We start from the raw sequence: 17,268 nt of genomic DNA on the forward strand, positions 1-17,268 counted from the left end.
TTTATTATTTAATATAATTATTTGAGACGAGAAATATAACTACTGATATGAGTTGATATAAGGGTTTTTCAAGGCGCTTATTTGCGCCTTGAAATAAGTTAAGTGATCAGAATGTCCAAGCAACGTGTATCTGAGGCACTGATTCATTGGTGTCAGTGCCGAGTTTATTACGCCAATATTGCCATTCTAAGCCTAAATAAAGTTGACCTTCAGGCATTTCAAGCGCGTGACCTAGATCCCAGCGAACAATAGGCTGTGCTAGTAGCCAGCCTTTAACGTCTACGCCTAATTCATTTTCTCTTTGAGCAATATATTCAACGTGTCCAGTTACTTCAAACTTTTGATTGCCGATATTAAAAGGGTATCCCCACGCGATATCTATCATCCAGCTGTTTGATTCTGCAGGAGCGCCGTCTCTAGCAACACCTTCGTTGTCATCAATGTAGGCTGTGAATAAGGTAGATAAGAAGCTAAAGCCTTCGGCGTTCCAAGAGACTTTTAAACCAGGTAAGTATTTCATGACTTTTGAGTCACCAGCCATGTTAAAACCAGCAACTAATCCGATGTCTTTTATCACACCATTTTGAAACTCAAATCCAGCTGTTTTTGACAGGCTGAATGTTGAGTACCACTCGCCATAAAAATCTCTATCTTGATAGTTATCATCTAAGTCATCGACGAGATAGTCAACAAAGAAAAAATTATCCCCGTATTGATAACCAGAGCTGTGCTGCAATGAATAAACAGTGGTATTGGCCTTATTTTGTGAGAAAGGGTTTTTAAAATCCCCGTGATTAATATGAAGCTGAGTATTACTCCAATCTGCAGCATATGCTGAAGAGGTGAAACAAGTGAGGGCAGTGGACAGTGCCAGAGAGAGTTTTTTGTTCATTAATATATCTTCAAAGTTGAGGAACTTTGTAATTATATATTAATTCAGGGGGTTATGTGCACCCGAAAACAGGTGCACAGATCAAGTTAGGCTTTATTACGACGTAAAATAATCACAGCAACTGCGGTGAAAGCCAAAATAAAGCAATAGAATGAAGATGTAGATACATCCCAAGGGCTGATGCTGAAAGTCGCGCCTAGCAATAACGCTTGTGCGCCATATGGTAAAGAACCTTGCATAACACATGCGAAGATATCTAATAAACTTGCTGAACGCTTTGGTGATATATCGCTATCGTCCGCTAACTTTTTAGCGACAGGCCCTGCAACGATAATACTTACCGTGTTGTTTGCAATACACATATTACTGGTCATAACCAAGGCAGCAATACCAAGTTGATCAGCCACTTTAGCGTTCAACTTGCCAAGCTTTGATGTGATTTTATGGATTTTAGTCGCGATATACTCTAAACCGCCATTAATACGGATAAACTCAGACAGGCCACCAATAAACATCGACAGTAAAAAGATTTCCTGCATGTCAGTGAAGCCTTTATATACGTCTTTAACGAATGCGCCGCCTTCATAATCACCGGCAAAGCCAACCGCTGCCGCAAAAATAATACCGCTGAAAAGCACAGCGAATACATTCAAGCCCATCACAGCTAAAATAAGAATAAATGCATAAGGTAGTACTAATAACCAATCGAAATCTTTTGTTTCAACAGCTTGAGGCTCAGGGGTCAAGAATACCAGTAGCAGTACAGTGAAGAAGGCTGCAGGTAAAGCAATTTTTAAATTCTCTTTAAACTTGTCTTTCATTTCACAGCCTTGCGTACGTGTCGCTGCGATTGTGGTATCAGAAATAATGGACAAGTTGTCACCGAACATAGCGCCAGAAACGATTGTGCCGGCCATCAGGGCTGGGTCAATACCTGTTTTTATAGATACCGCATACGCAATCGGGCCTATGGCACCGATAGTACCCATAGATGTCCCCATTGCTGTAGAGACAACCGCAGCAATTAAAAATAAGCCAGGTAATAAAAATGTAGGTGGAATAAGCGATAGACCCGCGTTCACAACCGCATCAACACCACCTGTAGCTCCTGCGACTGCTGAGAAAGAACCTGCAAGCAAGTAGATAAGGCACATGGTGATGATGTTACTGTGTCCAGCGCCTTTAATGAAAGTTTCAACGCTTTGATTAATTGATGTTTTGTTTAACCAAAAAGCAAGCACAATCGCTGGTAAAATAGCTACCGGTGCAGGTAATTGGTAAAAGGCATAGTCAACGCCTTGTGATTGTAGATATAAACCTGCGCCTAGAAATAGGGCAACAAAGGTAAGTAAAGGTAACAAAGATAACTTTGCACGTGTGTTGTCAAAAGATGGCTGCATAGCACTCCCCAAAAAACAGTGTCTACTTAAGTTGCAGTGTGTAAGTAGACATAACCACAGCCAACAGGGCTATTATTAGCTGTATTTAAACTTCTACGCCCGCAATAATTAAATCGGCGAAAGTGGAAGTTTAAATGTTTAGACGTCTAAAGTCTACGGTCTTTATTATAATTATTGAATAACTGACTATGGCATAGAGATACGCTAAACTCTAGGCCGGTACAAGCATGTGTTAATTAGTTGTTTACTCGATTAAGTGCTAGAAGAAAATGCGCATAATAGGATGAAGAGGACGAATTGATTATCGTCTACCCATCTGAAGCGTTGATAAAAATTAGGAATGAGAAAGTAATGACAAAAATAGGTGTATTTGGTGCAAACGGCAGAATGGGACAGGCACTGATTGAAGCGGTAGAGATTGAAAAAGAGGTCGAGCTTGCAGGCGCATTTGTAAGAGAAAGCTCGCAATATTTGAATACGCAAGTCAAGGCACTGCAACCTGTGCACACATCAGCGCTTCAATTTAGCGATGAAAGTAGTGAAGACCTGCAAGCTGATGTGCTAATCGACTTTACGTTACCTGAAGGTATGTTGTCTCATTTAAAAGTGGCAGTAAGCAAACAAATCCCCATGGTGATTGGTACAACCGGTCTATCTGATCAAGAGATGGCACATTTACAAGAAGCCAGTAAGCACATCCCCATTGTATTTGCGCGCAACTTTAGCGTCGGCGTAAATCTGTTATTAAACTTGGTGCAAACGGCAGCGACCAAGCTAGCTGATGAAATGGATATTGAAATATTTGAAGCCCACCACAGAAATAAGATTGATGCACCGTCAGGTACGGCATTAGCGATTGGTGAAGCCATCGCAGAGGCGAAAGGGTGGGATCATGACACTGTTGCGAGGTATGACCGCTCTAATGTTCATGAAGCGAAAAGTCAAGATGAAATTGGCTATTCAGTCCTCCGAGCAGGTGACATAGTTGGTGAACATACAGCTTACTTTGCAACCATGGGTGAAAGGCTTGAATTAACCCACAAAGCGGCATCAAGGTTAACGTTTGCATCAGGTGCCGTAAGGGCTGCACAGTGGTTGAAAAACAAACCAGCAGGACTTTATGACATGCAAGATGTCCTAGGTTTGAAGTAGTTTGTTTATTTTTTTGGCGGTTTCACTTGAAAATGACTTTTAAGTGCTTATTTTCAAGTTTTTTACTCTAATTATTAGACGAATCCCAGAAAGTGCTGTAGACTATAACGAATTTGCCAAAATTTAATTACTGCGTGTTACCAAGCGCTTTGTAGACGGGAAAAAAGCGTGTTTGCTTATCCCGTTTTTTTATATCTATGGAGGTTAACTTGACTAAATCCGCTCTGTTAGTCCTTGAAGACGGTACGGTGTTTCGCGGTACTGCCATCGGCGCCGACGGTATTTCTGTTGGTGAGGTAGTATTCAATACGTCTATGACAGGATATCAAGAAATCTTGACAGATCCGTCTTACGCGGAACAAATTGTCACCTTAACTTACCCGCACATCGGAAACACTGGTACCAACAGTGAAGACGAGGAAGCGGACAAAATCTGGGCTAAAGGCCTTGTGATTCGTGACTTACCATTACTAGCAAGTAATTTCCGTAACGAACAATCGTTAAGTGATTATTTAAAAGAACGTAATATTCTAGGGATAGCGGATATCGATACGCGTAAGCTGACGCGTATTCTACGTGATAAGGGAGCTCAAAACGGCTGCATCATCGCTGGTGATGACGTTGACGAGCAAAAGGCGCTTGAAGCGGCTAAGGCATTCCCTGGCCTAAAAGGAATGGATTTAGCAAAAGTTGTAACAACAGAATCTTCTTTCCCTTGGAATGAAGGCAGCTGGACACTGGGTGAAGGCTTTAAAACGCTTGAGCAAGGTGAAGAGCAGTTCCATGTTGTTGCATACGATTTTGGTGTAAAGAAAAATATCTTACGTATGCTAGTTGACCGTGGCTGTAAGCTAACGGTTGTTCCTGCAGAAACCTCCGCTGCAGAAGTACTGGCATTAAACCCAGACGGCATCTTCCTTTCAAATGGACCTGGTGATCCAGAGCCATGTACTTATGCAATTGATGCCATCAAGTCTTTCCTTGAAACAGACACTCCAATTTTTGGTATTTGTCTTGGTCACCAATTACTGGCATTAGCATCAGGTGCAAAAACAGTAAAAATGAAGTTTGGTCACCACGGTGGTAACCACCCGGTTAAAGATTTAGACCGTGACGTAGTGATGATCACAGCGCAAAACCATGGTTTCGCTGCTGATGAGCAGAGCTTACCTGACAATCTTCGTGCAACGCACAAGTCATTATTCGACGGTACGTTACAGGGTATTCACCGCACTGATAAGCCAGCTTTCAGTTTCCAAGGTCACCCTGAAGCAAGCCCAGGTCCACACGACGCAGCGCCGTTGTTTGACCACTTCATTGAATTAATGCAAGCACGCAAAGCCTAATTTATTACTGGAGTAACAATGCCAAAACGTACCGACATAAAAAGCATTCTAATCTTGGGCGCAGGCCCAATTGTTATCGGCCAAGCATGTGAATTTGACTACTCTGGTGCTCAGGCCTGTAAAGCGCTTAGAGAAGAAGGTTATCGAGTTATTCTTGTAAACTCGAACCCTGCAACGATTATGACTGACCCAGAAATGGCTGATGCAACTTACATCGAGCCAATTCACTGGGAAGTTGTTGAAAAAATCATTGAAAAAGAAAAGCCAGATGCGGTCCTTCCTACCATGGGTGGTCAGACAGCTCTGAACTGTGCGCTTGACTTAGACAAGCACGGTGTGCTGGCTAAGCACGATGTTGAGCTTATCGGTGCAACTGCAGATGCAATCGACAAAGCAGAAAACCGTGAGCGTTTCGACATCGCGATGAAAAACATTGGTCTTGAGTGTCCTCGTGCAGAGATCGCACACTCAATGGACGAAGCAAAAGACGTATTAACGCGTATTGGCTTCCCATGTATCATCCGTCCTTCTTTCACAATGGGTGGCACCGGTGGTGGTGTTGCTTACAACATGGAAGAGTTCGAAGAAATTTGTACACGTGGTTTAGACCTTTCACCAACGAATGAGCTTCTAATTGATGAGAGCTTACTTGGTTGGAAAGAATACGAGATGGAAGTTGTTCGTGACAAAAACGACAATTGTATCATCGTATGTTCTATTGAAAATTTTGACCCAATGGGTGTACATACAGGTGATTCAATCACAGTTGCACCAGCGCAAACATTAACTGATAAAGAATACCAGCTAATGCGTAACGCTTCGATGGCGGTACTGCGTGAAATTGGTGTTGAAACAGGTGGTTCAAACGTTCAGTTTGGTGTAAATCCAAAAGATGGCCGTATGGTTATCATTGAGATGAACCCTCGTGTATCTCGTTCATCTGCACTCGCATCAAAAGCAACGGGTTTCCCAATCGCGAAAATCGCAGCAAAACTGGCTGTAGGTTACACGCTTGATGAGCTTCAAAATGACATCACTGGTGGCGCGACACCAGCATCATTTGAACCTTCAATTGACTATGTTGTGACTAAGATCCCTCGCTTTAACTTTGAAAAGTTCGCTGGTGCAAATGACCGTCTAACTACTCAGATGAAGTCTGTTGGTGAAGTTATGGCGATTGGCCGTAACCAACAAGAGTCTCTTCATAAAGCACTTCGTGGTCTGGAAGTGGGCGCAACAGGTTTCAATCCAATCGTTGCACTTGATGACCCTAAAGCAAAAGAAACCATCATCCGTGAATTACGTGAGCCAGGTGCAGAGCGTATTTGGTACATTGCAGATGCAATGCGTCACGGTATGAGTGTTGAAGATGTATTCGAGCTAACTAAGATTGACCGTTGGTACTTAGTTCAGATTGAAGACATCATCAAAGATGAAACTAAAATTGCAGAAGCAGGTCTTGCAGGTCTTAACAAAGATTTCTTACGTCGCCTTAAACGTAAGGGCTTTGCTGATGCTCGCATCGCTGAAATTGCAGGTGTGTCTGAAAAAGAAATCCGTAAGAAGCGTCATCAGTTAGAAATCCTACCTGTATACAAGCGTGTTGATACTTGTGCTGCAGAGTTCAGCTCAGACACAGCTTACATGTACTCTACATATGACGAAGAGTGTGAAGCAGCACCGTCTGACAAAGACAAGATCATGGTTATCGGCGGTGGCCCTAACCGTATCGGTCAAGGTATTGAATTCGATTACTGTTGTGTTCATGCGGCGCTTGCAATGCGTGAAGATGGCTATGAAACTATCATGGTTAACTGTAACCCTGAGACAGTTTCTACAGATTATGATACGTCAGATCGTCTATTCTTCGAGCCGATTACACTTGAAGATGTGCTAGAAATCGTACGCGTTGAGAAGCCAAAAGGCGTTATCGTTCAGTACGGTGGTCAAACACCACTTAAGCTGGCTCGTGACCTTGAAGCGAATGGTGTGCCAGTTATTGGTACTTCTCCTGACGCAATCGACCGTGCAGAAGACCGTGAGCGTTTCCAGCAACTTGTTGAACGTCTTGACCTTCTGCAGCCTGAGAACGCGACAGTAACTTCATTAGAAGAAGCGGTTGCTAAGTCTCAAGAAATCGGTTTCCCATTAGTTGTTCGTCCATCATACGTACTAGGTGGTCGTGCGATGGAAATCGTATATGACGAAGATGACTTACGTCGTTACATGACTGAAGCGGTATCTGTATCTAACGAAGCACCAGTTCTTCTTGACCGCTTCTTAGATGATGCAATCGAAGTAGACGTTGATGCTATCTGTGATGGTGAAAACGTGATCATCGGCGGTATCATGGAGCACATCGAGCAGGCGGGTGTTCACTCAGGTGACTCAGCATGTTCATTACCAGCACACTCTTTATCGCAAGATATTCAAGACGTTATGCGCAAGCAAGTACGTGACATGGCGCTAGAGCTTGGTGTTGTGGGTCTAATGAATACTCAGTTTGCTGTGAAAGATGGCAAAGTTTACCTAATCGAGGTTAATCCTCGTGCAGCGCGTACAGTACCATTTGTTTCTAAAGCAACAGGTGTTGCACTTGCGAAAGTAGCTGCACGTTGTATGGTCGGCCAATCTCTAGAAAGCCAAGGCGTAACAAAAGAAGTAATTCCTCCTTATTACAGCGTGAAAGAAGTTGTACTTCCTTTTGCTAAGTTCTTAGGTGTTGACCCAATCCGTGGTCCAGAGATGCGTTCAACGGGTGAAGTCATGGGTGTTGGTGAAAACTTCGCCGAAGCATTCGCAAAAGCTCAATTAGGTGCATCAAACGCTTTACCACGTGGCGGTCGCGCGTTACTATCTGTCCGTAACAGCGACAAGTCACGCGTTGTTGAGCTTGCTAAAACGATGAAAGCTATCGGTTTTGAGCTTGACGCAACGAACGGTACAGCTAAAGCACTAGAAGAAGCTGGCATTGAAGTTCGCCGCGTGAACAAGGTATTTGAAGGTCGTCCTCATATTCTTGACCGTATCAAGAACGGTGAGTACAGCTACATCGTAAATACCACTGAAGGTCGCCAAGCGATTGAAGATTCGAAGGTGTTACGTCGTGGTGCACTTCAGCATAAGACTAACTACACCACCACGCTAAATGCAGCGTTTGCAAACTGTACTGCGCATGCCGCAGATGACAGAAGCTCTGTAAACTCTGTACAAGAATTACACCAGCGATTGAACTAATGGATATAAGCCAAGGCCTTTGGCCTTGGTGGTAAGTGAGAGACTTATGCAATCAATTCCGATGACTGTGCGAGGCGAAGAGTTGCTTCGTGAAGAACTGAACCATCTGAAAAAAGTGGTTCGCCCCCAAATTGTTGCTGATATCGCCGAAGCGCGTGAACACGGTGACTTAAAAGAAAACGCTGAGTATCATGCTGCGCGTGAACAGCAGGGTTTTTGTGAAGGGCGAATTCAAGAAATCGAAGCTAAATTATCGACTTCTCAAGTAATTGACGTCACAAAGATGGCTAACAATGGCAAGGTTATTTTTGGTAGTACAGTAACGATTGTTAATGTAGATACTGATGAAGAAGTAACTTATAAAATTGTTGGCGACGATGAAGCAGACATTAAAAACAATTTAATTTCTGTAAATTCACCAATTGCTCGTGGCTTAGTTGGCAAAGAGCTAGATGATTCAGTTAATATTCAAACTCCAAACGGTACTGTTGAATACGAAATCATCGAAGTTGAATACGTCTAATTAGTCTAACCTAAAGATAAAAAGCCCAGTTCATTGTAACTGGGCTTTTTTATTTCTACTGACCTGTCCTAAATAGCGTTTTTGACCAAGATCATCCTTTCTATGAACACTGCTCGCTAGATAAAGCTGATTGGCGTACTATCAATCGTGAAATATCACGAGGAACTATGATGTCATCTGTTATTAAGCACTTCTTAAATGACCCAAAACTCTTACTCAATGCCGTCGGCGAAGGTATCTATGGCTTTGACTTATCTGGTAATGCCGTTTTTATAAACCCTGCAGCAGAAAAAATGACAGGGTGGGGAGCTGATGAGTTACTCGGAAAGAAAATTCATCAGTATCACCATCATAGCCATGCAGATGGTAGCGAATACCCTGCCGATGAGTGCCAAATTTATAAAACCATGTTTGATGGTGAAACGCGTTATGTTAAAGGAGAGGTTTTTTGGCGTAAAGATGGGAGTTGCTTTCCGGTTGAATACACATCAACACCTGTGTATCGAGATGGTCAAGTGATAGGGGCTGTGGCGATATTTCGCGATATTTCACAACAAGAGGAAACAGAGCAAGCACTCCGTGATGCGCTCATGCAAGTGCAATCTTTATCAGAGCAATTAAAAGACGAAAATAGCTATCTGTTGTCTGAAATTAATCAAAATTGGCAAGGTTCTGGTTTGGTGGGCCAAAGTCATGTTTTCAATCGTATGATCGAGCAAATTAAGTTAGTCAGTACAACCGACAGTACAGTATTGGTTTTAGGTGAAAACGGTACCGGTAAAGAGTTAGTTGCGCGAAACCTTCATGCCTTAAGTGGTCGCTCAAAAATGCCATTTGTACGTGTGAATTGTGCTGCATTTTCCCCAAGTTTGTTAGAGTCAGAATTATTTGGTCATGAAAAAGGCGCATTTACAGGCGCACATGATAAAAGAAAAGGCCGTTTTGAGCTTGCACACAATGGCACCTTATTTTTAGATGAGATTGGTGAGCTACCCCAAGAAGCACAAAGCAAGCTACTGCGCGTGCTGCAAGAGCAAGAGTTTGAGCGTGTTGGCGGTACAAAAACCATATCCGTTAATATACGAGTAATTGCAGCGACAAACAGAGACTTGTGGCAAATGGTGGAAGAGGGGGTGTTTAGGATGGATTTATATTATCGATTAAATGTATTCCCTATTAAAGTGCCTCCGCTTCGTGAAAGAAAAGAAGATTTACCTATGCTGTGTGCCAACATGATTAATAAGCTTAATGTTCGGTTAGGCAAGCAAATCAAAGGAATAGCGAAAAAATCTTTAATAAAATTAGAATCCTATGATTGGCCTGGAAATATTAGAGAACTTCAAAATATTTTGGAGCGTGAAGCCATTTTAGCAAGCGGTTACACATTGCACTTGTCCCAGCCTTTACACATAGATGAAAATGTTGTCATTAAAGGCGAGTCTGCAGTTCGTTTGGATGAAGTTCAAAAGCACCACATTATTAAAGTGCTAGAGATGAGCGGTTGGAAAATATCAGGTGCACAAGGTGCTGCTGAAAAGCTTGGATTAAATGAAAGTACATTGCGCTCTAAGATGAAAAAGTTGGGGATCTTGAAAAAACGCGATATTTAAAGGAGTTTCGTGAAATATCACGTTAAAGTAAAGTTGCATTAATTAAAGTCCATTAAATATCAATGCTTTAATTATCTTTCAGTTTGGTCTGAAAGTTGCAAAACACTCATTGTGTTCCACTTACCGTAAGCAAGTAATATGAAGTTTGATATTAAAGAAGAGGATATGATTATTAAGCCCTACAAGCAAGAAGGGCCAATTTATATCCGAGAACAAAAAGGGTTCTTTCAGAAAATTCGTCGCAACCTTGGTTGGATCTTGATGTTGGTATTTATCGCCATTCCTTGGATCCCCTATAAAGGCCAGCAAGCTGTCCTTTTTGATGTTTCAAGCCAGCAATTTAGAATATTTAGTCAGACATTTTTGCCGCATGACTTTATGATTTTAGCTTGGGTATTTATGGCAGGTGCTTTTGGCTTATTTTTTGTCACTAACTGGTTGGGCCGAGTTTGGTGTGGCTATACCTGCCCTCAATCCATTTGGATGCTAATGTTTACATGGGTAGAGCATCGAGTTGAGGGAACTCGTAATCAACGTATTAAACTAGATAAATCGAATTGGAATTCACAAAAAGCGCTTAGAAAAACAGCTAAACACACTATTTGGTTATTGATTTCTTTATTTACCGCGACCTCTTTCATGGCTTATTTTGTTCCAGCGAAAACCTTGTATATCGATATGTTCACTTTAGAGTGGTCTGGTTTAGTGAGTTTCTGGGTTTTTTTATTTGCTTTTTGTACCTACGGCAATGCAGGTTTTTTAAGAGAAAAAATGTGTAATGTGGCATGTCCATATTCACGCTTCCAATCAGTTATGTTCGACAAAGACACTTTGTTAGTTACTTACGATGCAATACGAGGAGAGAATCGTGGGCCACGCAAGCGCAAGTCTGATCACAAAGCACAAGGGCTTGGAGATTGCGTAGACTGCAACTTGTGTGTTGAGGTGTGTCCTGCGGGCATAGATATACGAAATGGCCTTCAGTATGAGTGTATTAACTGTGGATTATGTATAGATGCATGTGATGACACCATGTCTAAGTTTGGGTATCAAACTGGGTTAATACAGTACGTTAGTGAAAATCAAACAGCTGGAAAAACATCTAGCCCTTTCAGACTCAAACTTGTCGGCTATGCAGGCTTGTTTGCGGTTATACTTGCGACCATGGCAATTTGGGCATTTAATCGTACACCCATTGAAGCATCTGTAATTCGTGACCGTAATGCACTTTATAGAGTTAATTACGAAGGGTTAGTCGAAAATCCATACACGTTGAGTATTATTAATAAAACGCAGCAAACGTTGCAATACAAAGTAAGCTTCAGTGGGTTGGATAACGCTAAACTAACAGCCCCGCAAGAGATTGAAATACAAGGCGGTAAGATGTTACTCGTCCCTGTGACTATTGCCGCTGATGGCTATGATATTCAAAGTAAACGAACGTCAATTCAATTTACTATTTCCGCGAATGAAGATAGCAGTATTTCTATAACGAAAGATAGCTATTTTTATAAAAACTAGTGTTTTAGTAGAGCACTGGGTTATTCCTCAAAGGGCCAATTGGCCCTTTTTTACTACCTAGTTAAAGTATGAGAATATAACGGTCTAAATTGCGTAAAGTTTTCCTGTCATTTGGCGTCGTCAAATATGGTAAGAGGTTAATATGTTTTGGTATCGAAGTTCTGATTGTTCACCATGCGAGCGCTGTGGTGTGTCTTTGAGTGATGAACTTGATGAGTGTCCACATTGTAAAGGTTTATCAAATAGAGATGCCTTGAATTTGAAAGCATTTAGACAATATGAAATGCCCAAGTCTAACCGTTTTCTAAGGTTCGTCATGTTATGTCTGTTTGGGTTGTGCTTTGTTGGAGTGGTTTATCTCTTTATGCTGTAGCTATTAACGCACGAATAAGCTGGCACTTGATGCATTGAAGAAAAGTCCGATACTAAATATCGGACTTTTCAGTATCTAGTTTTCTAGAGGGCTTTTGTAACCGTCAGGCTTAAGCGCTAAGACATCACAATCTAAGCTATCAATTACATGTTCTGCCGTATTACCAATTAAAGCGGCACTCAATCCTGTTCTTCCTACCGTACCAATGACGACAAGCTCAGCTGATTTTTTATCTGCAACAGAAGGGATAACATCTTCAGGTAGACCTTCTTCGATAATACAGGTCTCTTTTGCGATATTAAACTTACTCGCTAAAGACCATGTTTCATCTTCATGGTGTTTTTTAACCGCCTCACTGTATTGCGATGGGTTGAATTCAGGAATTTCTATGGCGATGTTTACGGGGGTTGCAGGATAGGTATTAACCAAGCTCAATGACGCATCTGCAAGATCGCAAATAAACAAGGCGTCTTTGACAATCCGTTTGTTGAGCTCTTGATGCTGCTCATTATCACTGACCGAGTTAACTGCTGCGATAATCTCTCCATGCTCTGGCCAAGCTTTATCTTTCACCAAAAGAACCGGGGTAGGACATTTGCGAATTAGATGCCAATCAGTAGGGGTAAATATAACGGACTTTAACGTATCGTGCTGATGAGTTGATTTGATAACGATATCGAATTGCTCATCGAGTACTTCTTCTATAATCGCTTCATACGGCCGGTTGTGCCATACTACCTTCGCTTGGATGTTTAAGTTGGTATACTTTTCTATCTGTATATTGATCCATTCTTCTCTATCTTTAATAACTGCGAGGCGCATTGCTTCACGTTCTTCCTTGGAAAGCATGGTCGTCATTTCGTAAGAAAAGTCATAAATAGAGAGGAAGGCTGTTATTTTTGCCCCTGTTTTTTGGGCGAGACTAATAGAGCGTTCAAGGCTATTTTGCTGCTCTTTTGTGGGATCAATAACAGTGAGAATTCTCTTTATCTTATCCATAAAAGCCTCCTATGGCACTTGGCTAATCAATATACTTTGAGTGTAACTGATATAGCCAAGGTATAAAGCGAATTCGGCAGAAATATTGGTTTAGATCAAGTAGTAATACCAGCAGCCGCAGCTAAGCCTTCAGGCTCTATAATGGTAATGAATTTACCTTCAACTTTGATTAAGCCAGCTTTTTGAAAGCGGCTTAACAGGCGGCTGATAGTTTCAACCGTCAGGCCTAGGTAGTTACCAATTTCGCCTCGTGTCATTGTAAAGCGGAACTCTTTACGAGAGAAACCACGTTCGCCAAATCTGTTAGATAAGTTAAAGATAAAGGTTGCGAGCCTTTCTTCAGCCGTTTTTTTGTTGAGTAACAATAGCATCTCTTGATCATAGTTGATCTCGTTACTCATTAGTCTCATAATCTGCTGTCTTAATTTTGGTAATTTGCCTGCAAGTTCATCAAGTGTTTCAAACGGGATTTCACACACCATTGAGGTTTCAAGTGCTTGTGCAAAGCTTTGATGTTGCATTTTATTGATGGCATCAAAACCAACTAAGTCACCAGCGAGGTGGAACCCAGTTATTTGCTCATCACCTTGCTCAGACAGGGTATAAGATTTAAATGAGCCAGATCTAACGGCATAAATTGCTTGAAGTGCTGTGCCAGATTCGAATAAGAAGTCACCTTTATGCAAAGGTTTCTTTCGTTCGATAATCTCATCTAGCTTATCCATCTCATTACCATTGAGTGAATAAGGCAAGCAAAGCTGACTTATACTGCAATTTGTACAACTTATTGTACACTGACTTTTGGAGCGATTATTTAAATCCATAATTAATCCATTACTCTTAGACGCACATAAAAAATAAATTCAAAAATTGCCAAAAACAAAAACTTAAATATTATTATTAAGTTAAGTACTTCGAAATTTTCACCATAATAAGCCCTTAAAAACTCCTGCTTTTAAGAGCTTAATCTATGCTCGCTATTATCTAATATTAGCAAGCATAAAACTAGATTAATCTACTAGTTTATTACTAGTGATGATAATCAAATAAAACCCATACCATACAAAGAGATTACCAAGGGCCACTCTCGTTACTGTATGGTTTAAAAATTTGTTGAGTATTTGCGCTGATTGTCCTGCAACAAGTAATGCAGGAAAGGTCCCCAGAGCGAAAGCCACCATAGTCAGTGCGCCATACAGGGCACTTTTAGCTTGAAGGCTCCATATCAAAGCACTGTATACAAGGCCGCATGGTAGCCATCCCCATAAAGCGCCATAAGCAAGCGCTTTTGCTTTGGTATCAATCGGTAAAATGTGTTTATTTAGCTTGACTATACGTTGCCAAATTACAAAGTTTCCGAGTTTTTCTAGCCAATTTAGTGTGCCAGCAAGCCGCATAATGTATAGGCCAACGAGCAGCATAAATACGCCACTTAAATAGGATAAAGCAATAGCAAACCCAGTGTGTTGTTTAGCTAAAGATGCGCCCAGTGCAGCAACCAACAGGCCTGCGGTAGCATAACTTAAAAGTCGGCCGGAATTGTATAAAAAAGCGACGAGAAGGGGAGGTTGTTTTGATTGGGCAAGCTGTAAGCTTGACGCAATGCCTCCACACATAGCTAGGCAGTGGCCACTGCCCATCAGGCCCATTAAAAATGCACTGGCAAAATTAATTTCCATCATTACTCTTATTATGCTGCTCTTTGTCATCTTCAAACAAAATGCTGTGCGCTTGCTTGTTTAGATCAGAGAATTGCTCGCTTTTTACAGCCCAAAAAAACACCCCAATGGCGATAACCACAAATAAAATAGCGATGGGGATTAATACATAAATTATACTCATAGTTTCAATAACCTTAATGAGTTGGTAATGACCACAATAGAGCTTGCTGACATGCCAATCACAGCGAGCCAAGGTGGCACGAGCCCAAGTGCAGCTAATGGTAAGATAGAGCCGTTATACAGTAGCGAAATCGTCAAATTTTGTTTAATTATTCGCTTAGTTTTTATAGCCACACTTTGTAGCGTTTTCAGTGAATTTAGATCACTATTTAACAGTACTACATCTGCCGTGTTTTTTGAAATATCCGCGCCAGTTTCCATTGCGATAGAAAGGTGGGCACTATTAAATACTGGACTATCGTTTACGCCATCGCCAACCATAGCTACGATGTGACCTTTATCAGACCATAGTTCTACTTCATGTTGCTTGTCTTTTGGTGCACACGCTTGTTTATAAGAATCAAGTCCAAGCTCGTTAGATAGATTGCTGGCAGCTTTTGAGCTATCTCCGGTCAACATATGGCATGTGAGCTGATGAGACTGTAAATATTCGATGACTTCGGGGGCGCTTGCTCGTACTTTGTCTTGAAGGTAAAAATCAGCGATAGGGCGTTTGTCAACAAACAGAGTTGCCTGCGCAAAAGAGGCGTGGCTTCCAAACCAACTTGGCTTACCAATTGCGATGTGTTTGCCTTCAAATTCTCCACTTACACCAAGGCCTGTTGATACCTTCGCTTCATGTATTTCTAAAAAGCTGACTTTTTCATCAACAAACGCTTTCGCTATTGGATGCTCAGAATAGCGCTCTAGTGCGCTTGCAATCGACAAAATCATCGACTTTGCATATTGCTCATCTAGAATCGTTACATTTGAAATGGTAAAACGGCCTTCAGTAAGGGTGCCTGTTTTATCAAAAGCGTAGCGACTTACTTTAGGCGTTGTTTCTAACACATGCGCTTCTTTGATCAAGATCCCTTTTTTGGTAAGTGTCGCAACTGCACAGGTTAAGGCTGTAGGGATAGCCAAGCTTAATGCGCAAGGGCAGGTGGCAACCAAAACGGCGATTGTGACCCAGAATGCATGCTCGGGTTCGACATGATACCAGCCAATTGCGGTGATGGAGGCAAAGATTAGTAAACAAGCCACAAACCACTGAGCGACTTTATCGGTTACTTCAACAATTTTGGGCCTTTTCATTAAAGCATTATGTTGAAGCTTAATGATCTGATTGAGTAGTGTGTTTTGCCCAACTTTGTTAATTTTTAAGGTGATCACACCATCGTGATTCAGTGTGCCAGCATAGACTTGATGATTGGTAAATTTTTTAATCGGGAGATGCTCACCAGTCATCATCGATTCGTCGACTGTACTAGTACCCTCAATCACAATGCCATCGGCGGGGATTGTCTCACCAGGTTTAACCAAGATTAAATCGTTTAATTGCAGGTTTTTCGCCGCAATGACTTCTTCTGTTGTGCCAGCTAATCGCCTAGCGGTAAGAGGCAAGAGTTTTTGCAAGTTAGCAGTAAACTCGCTTGCTTTCATTCGGGCTCTAAACTCTAGATACTTTCCAAGTAGGAGTAGAAAAGTAAACATGCAGATGGACTCAAAATAGACCTCGCCCACCGACATGACAGTCGCGTAACAGCTCGCACCATATGCGCCAAAAATAGCCAATGAAACCGGCAGATCCATATTGAGCTGGCGACTTTTAAGGCCTTTTACTGCATTCGTCAAAAAAGGTAGGGCAGAATAGAGAATGACAGGCGAAGCTAAAATTAAACTGATCCAACGGAAATATTGCTCAAACCCTTCTTCCATACCTGAAAACATGCCAAAGTACATGGCAAAAGCGAACATCATGACTTGCATAGTCATTAGCCCTGCAACGCCTAAGCGACGCATATAGGCTTTAGCTGCAGCTTGTTTTTGCGCGGCTTCTTCATCTGCTTGGAATGGATACGCTTTGTATCCGATTTGCATTAGTGCCGCGATGATTTCACTGAGCTTGGTCGTTTCATCTTGCCACAAGATCATCGCTCGGTGGGTTGAGGTATTAACATCGACACGTTTAATGCCAGGGATTGCAAGTAATTGTTTCTCAATGAGCCATGCACATGCTGCACAGCTGATCCCTTCAACACTGAGTAGTACTTCCTTTAAATTGCCTTGCTCAGCCACAAAGTCTTTTTGAATATCTTTGTTGTCGTAGCTGAGAAGTTCTTTTAATTGTTCTGGTACTAATTCTTCAACTTTGCCGCTGGACTCTGTGCGAAATTTATAATAGTCACTCATCCCTTGCGCAAGGATTGTTTCTGCAACTGCTTGACACCCTGTGCAACAGACTGGATTTGCGATTCCTTCGAAAACAACTTCACCTTGAAATCCTGAAGGGACAGCTTCAAGGCAATGAAAACAACTTTTTGCCATAAGA

Annotated in this window: 13 protein-coding genes; 6 read left to right on the plus strand and 7 right to left on the minus strand. The window is 41.8% G+C overall.

Annotated elements, in window-relative coordinates; translation table 11 throughout:
* Positions 1 to 106 precede the first annotated feature (106 nt).
* Together QNM16_RS02710 and QNM16_RS02715 are read right to left on the minus strand one after the other, a co-directional pair.
* A complete protein-coding gene (locus tag QNM16_RS02710) occupies positions 107 to 892 on the minus strand; it encodes a nucleoside-binding protein (protein ID WP_284019053.1) in 786 nt (261 codons plus the stop codon).
* 86 nt (positions 893 to 978) lie between these two features.
* On the minus strand, positions 979 to 2,292 hold the full coding sequence (locus tag QNM16_RS02715; RefSeq protein WP_284019054.1) for a Na+/H+ antiporter NhaC family protein: 1,314 nt from the start codon (positions 2,290 to 2,292) through the stop codon (positions 979 to 981).
* A gap of 351 nt (positions 2,293 to 2,643) precedes the next feature.
* Between QNM16_RS02715 and dapB the strand changes: the two genes are divergently transcribed.
* From dapB to ccoG, 6 genes are all read left to right on the plus strand, one after another.
* Positions 2,644 to 3,444: a 4-hydroxy-tetrahydrodipicolinate reductase gene (gene dapB / locus QNM16_RS02720; protein ID WP_284019055.1), complete on the plus strand. Its 801-nt coding sequence runs from the start codon at positions 2,644 to 2,646 to the stop codon at positions 3,442 to 3,444.
* Positions 3,445 to 3,653: 209 nt separating this feature from the next.
* A complete protein-coding gene (gene carA / locus QNM16_RS02725) occupies positions 3,654 to 4,790 on the plus strand; it encodes a glutamine-hydrolyzing carbamoyl-phosphate synthase small subunit (protein WP_039609524.1) in 1,137 nt (378 codons plus the stop codon).
* 18 nt (positions 4,791 to 4,808) lie between these two features.
* Positions 4,809 to 8,027 (plus strand): carbamoyl-phosphate synthase large subunit, encoded by a 3,219-nt coding sequence (carB, locus tag QNM16_RS02730; RefSeq protein ID WP_284019056.1) that lies wholly within the window; start codon positions 4,809 to 4,811, stop codon positions 8,025 to 8,027.
* A 46-nt stretch (positions 8,028 to 8,073) separates the two neighbouring features.
* Entirely contained in the window at positions 8,074 to 8,550 is a 477-nt protein-coding gene (gene greA / locus QNM16_RS02735) for a transcription elongation factor GreA (RefSeq protein WP_039609029.1), read from the plus strand.
* Between the two features lie 170 nt (positions 8,551 to 8,720).
* Entirely contained in the window at positions 8,721 to 10,160 is a 1,440-nt protein-coding gene (locus tag QNM16_RS02740; RefSeq protein WP_284019887.1) for a sigma-54 interaction domain-containing protein, read from the plus strand.
* A 138-nt stretch (positions 10,161 to 10,298) separates the two neighbouring features.
* On the plus strand, positions 10,299 to 11,681 hold the full coding sequence (gene ccoG, locus QNM16_RS02745; RefSeq protein WP_284019057.1) for a cytochrome c oxidase accessory protein CcoG: 1,383 nt from the start codon (positions 10,299 to 10,301) through the stop codon (positions 11,679 to 11,681).
* A gap of 448 nt (positions 11,682 to 12,129) precedes the next feature.
* Here ccoG and uspE read toward each other — a convergent pair whose 3' ends face one another.
* The 5 genes from uspE to QNM16_RS02770 form a co-directional block, all read right to left on the minus strand.
* Positions 12,130 to 13,053, minus strand: a complete 924-nt coding sequence (uspE, locus tag QNM16_RS02750) for a universal stress protein UspE (protein ID WP_284019058.1) — start codon at positions 13,051 to 13,053, stop codon at positions 12,130 to 12,132.
* 95 nt (positions 13,054 to 13,148) lie between these two features.
* Complete coding sequence (locus QNM16_RS02755) at positions 13,149 to 13,877, minus strand: FNR family transcription factor (RefSeq protein WP_284019059.1); 729 nt, start codon at positions 13,875 to 13,877, stop codon at positions 13,149 to 13,151.
* A 186-nt stretch (positions 13,878 to 14,063) separates the two neighbouring features.
* Positions 14,064 to 14,735 (minus strand): sulfite exporter TauE/SafE family protein, encoded by a 672-nt coding sequence (locus QNM16_RS02760; RefSeq protein WP_284019060.1) that lies wholly within the window; start codon positions 14,733 to 14,735, stop codon positions 14,064 to 14,066.
* On the minus strand, positions 14,722 to 14,895 hold the full coding sequence (ccoS, locus tag QNM16_RS02765; protein WP_063359916.1) for a cbb3-type cytochrome oxidase assembly protein CcoS: 174 nt from the start codon (positions 14,893 to 14,895) through the stop codon (positions 14,722 to 14,724). The genes QNM16_RS02760 and ccoS overlap by 14 nt, the downstream gene beginning before the upstream one ends.
* On the minus strand, positions 14,892 to 17,264 hold the full coding sequence (locus QNM16_RS02770; RefSeq protein WP_284019061.1) for a heavy metal translocating P-type ATPase: 2,373 nt from the start codon (positions 17,262 to 17,264) through the stop codon (positions 14,892 to 14,894). Before QNM16_RS02770 ends, ccoS begins: the two co-directional genes overlap by 4 nt.
* Positions 17,265 to 17,268 lie beyond the last annotated feature (4 nt).

Origin of the sequence: Pseudoalteromonas umbrosa (assembly GCF_030125375.1) — a bacterium.
Classification (GTDB): Bacteria; Pseudomonadota; Gammaproteobacteria; order Enterobacterales; family Alteromonadaceae; genus Pseudoalteromonas; species Pseudoalteromonas umbrosa.

Coding starts and splice junctions, on each gene's coding strand:
- QNM16_RS02710 (WP_284019053.1), bottom strand. CDS start 892: ATGAACAAAAAACTCTCTCTGGCACTGTCCACTGCCCTCACTTGTTTC.
- QNM16_RS02715 (WP_284019054.1), bottom strand. CDS start 2,292: ATGCAGCCATCTTTTGACAACACACGTGCAAAGTTATCTTTGTTACCT.
- dapB (WP_284019055.1), top strand. CDS start 2,644: ATGACAAAAATAGGTGTATTTGGTGCAAACGGCAGAATGGGACAGGCA.
- carB (WP_284019056.1), top strand. CDS start 4,809: ATGCCAAAACGTACCGACATAAAAAGCATTCTAATCTTGGGCGCAGGC.
- greA (WP_039609029.1), top strand. CDS start 8,074: ATGCAATCAATTCCGATGACTGTGCGAGGCGAAGAGTTGCTTCGTGAA.
- QNM16_RS02740 (WP_284019887.1), top strand. CDS start 8,721: ATGTCATCTGTTATTAAGCACTTCTTAAATGACCCAAAACTCTTACTC.
- ccoG (WP_284019057.1), top strand. CDS start 10,299: ATGAAGTTTGATATTAAAGAAGAGGATATGATTATTAAGCCCTACAAG.
- uspE (WP_284019058.1), bottom strand. CDS start 13,053: ATGGATAAGATAAAGAGAATTCTCACTGTTATTGATCCCACAAAAGAG.
- QNM16_RS02755 (WP_284019059.1), bottom strand. CDS start 13,877: ATGGATTTAAATAATCGCTCCAAAAGTCAGTGTACAATAAGTTGTACA.
- QNM16_RS02760 (WP_284019060.1), bottom strand. CDS start 14,735: ATGATGGAAATTAATTTTGCCAGTGCATTTTTAATGGGCCTGATGGGC.
- ccoS (WP_063359916.1), bottom strand. CDS start 14,895: ATGAGTATAATTTATGTATTAATCCCCATCGCTATTTTATTTGTGGTT.
- QNM16_RS02770 (WP_284019061.1), bottom strand. CDS start 17,264: ATGGCAAAAAGTTGTTTTCATTGCCTTGAAGCTGTCCCTTCAGGATTT.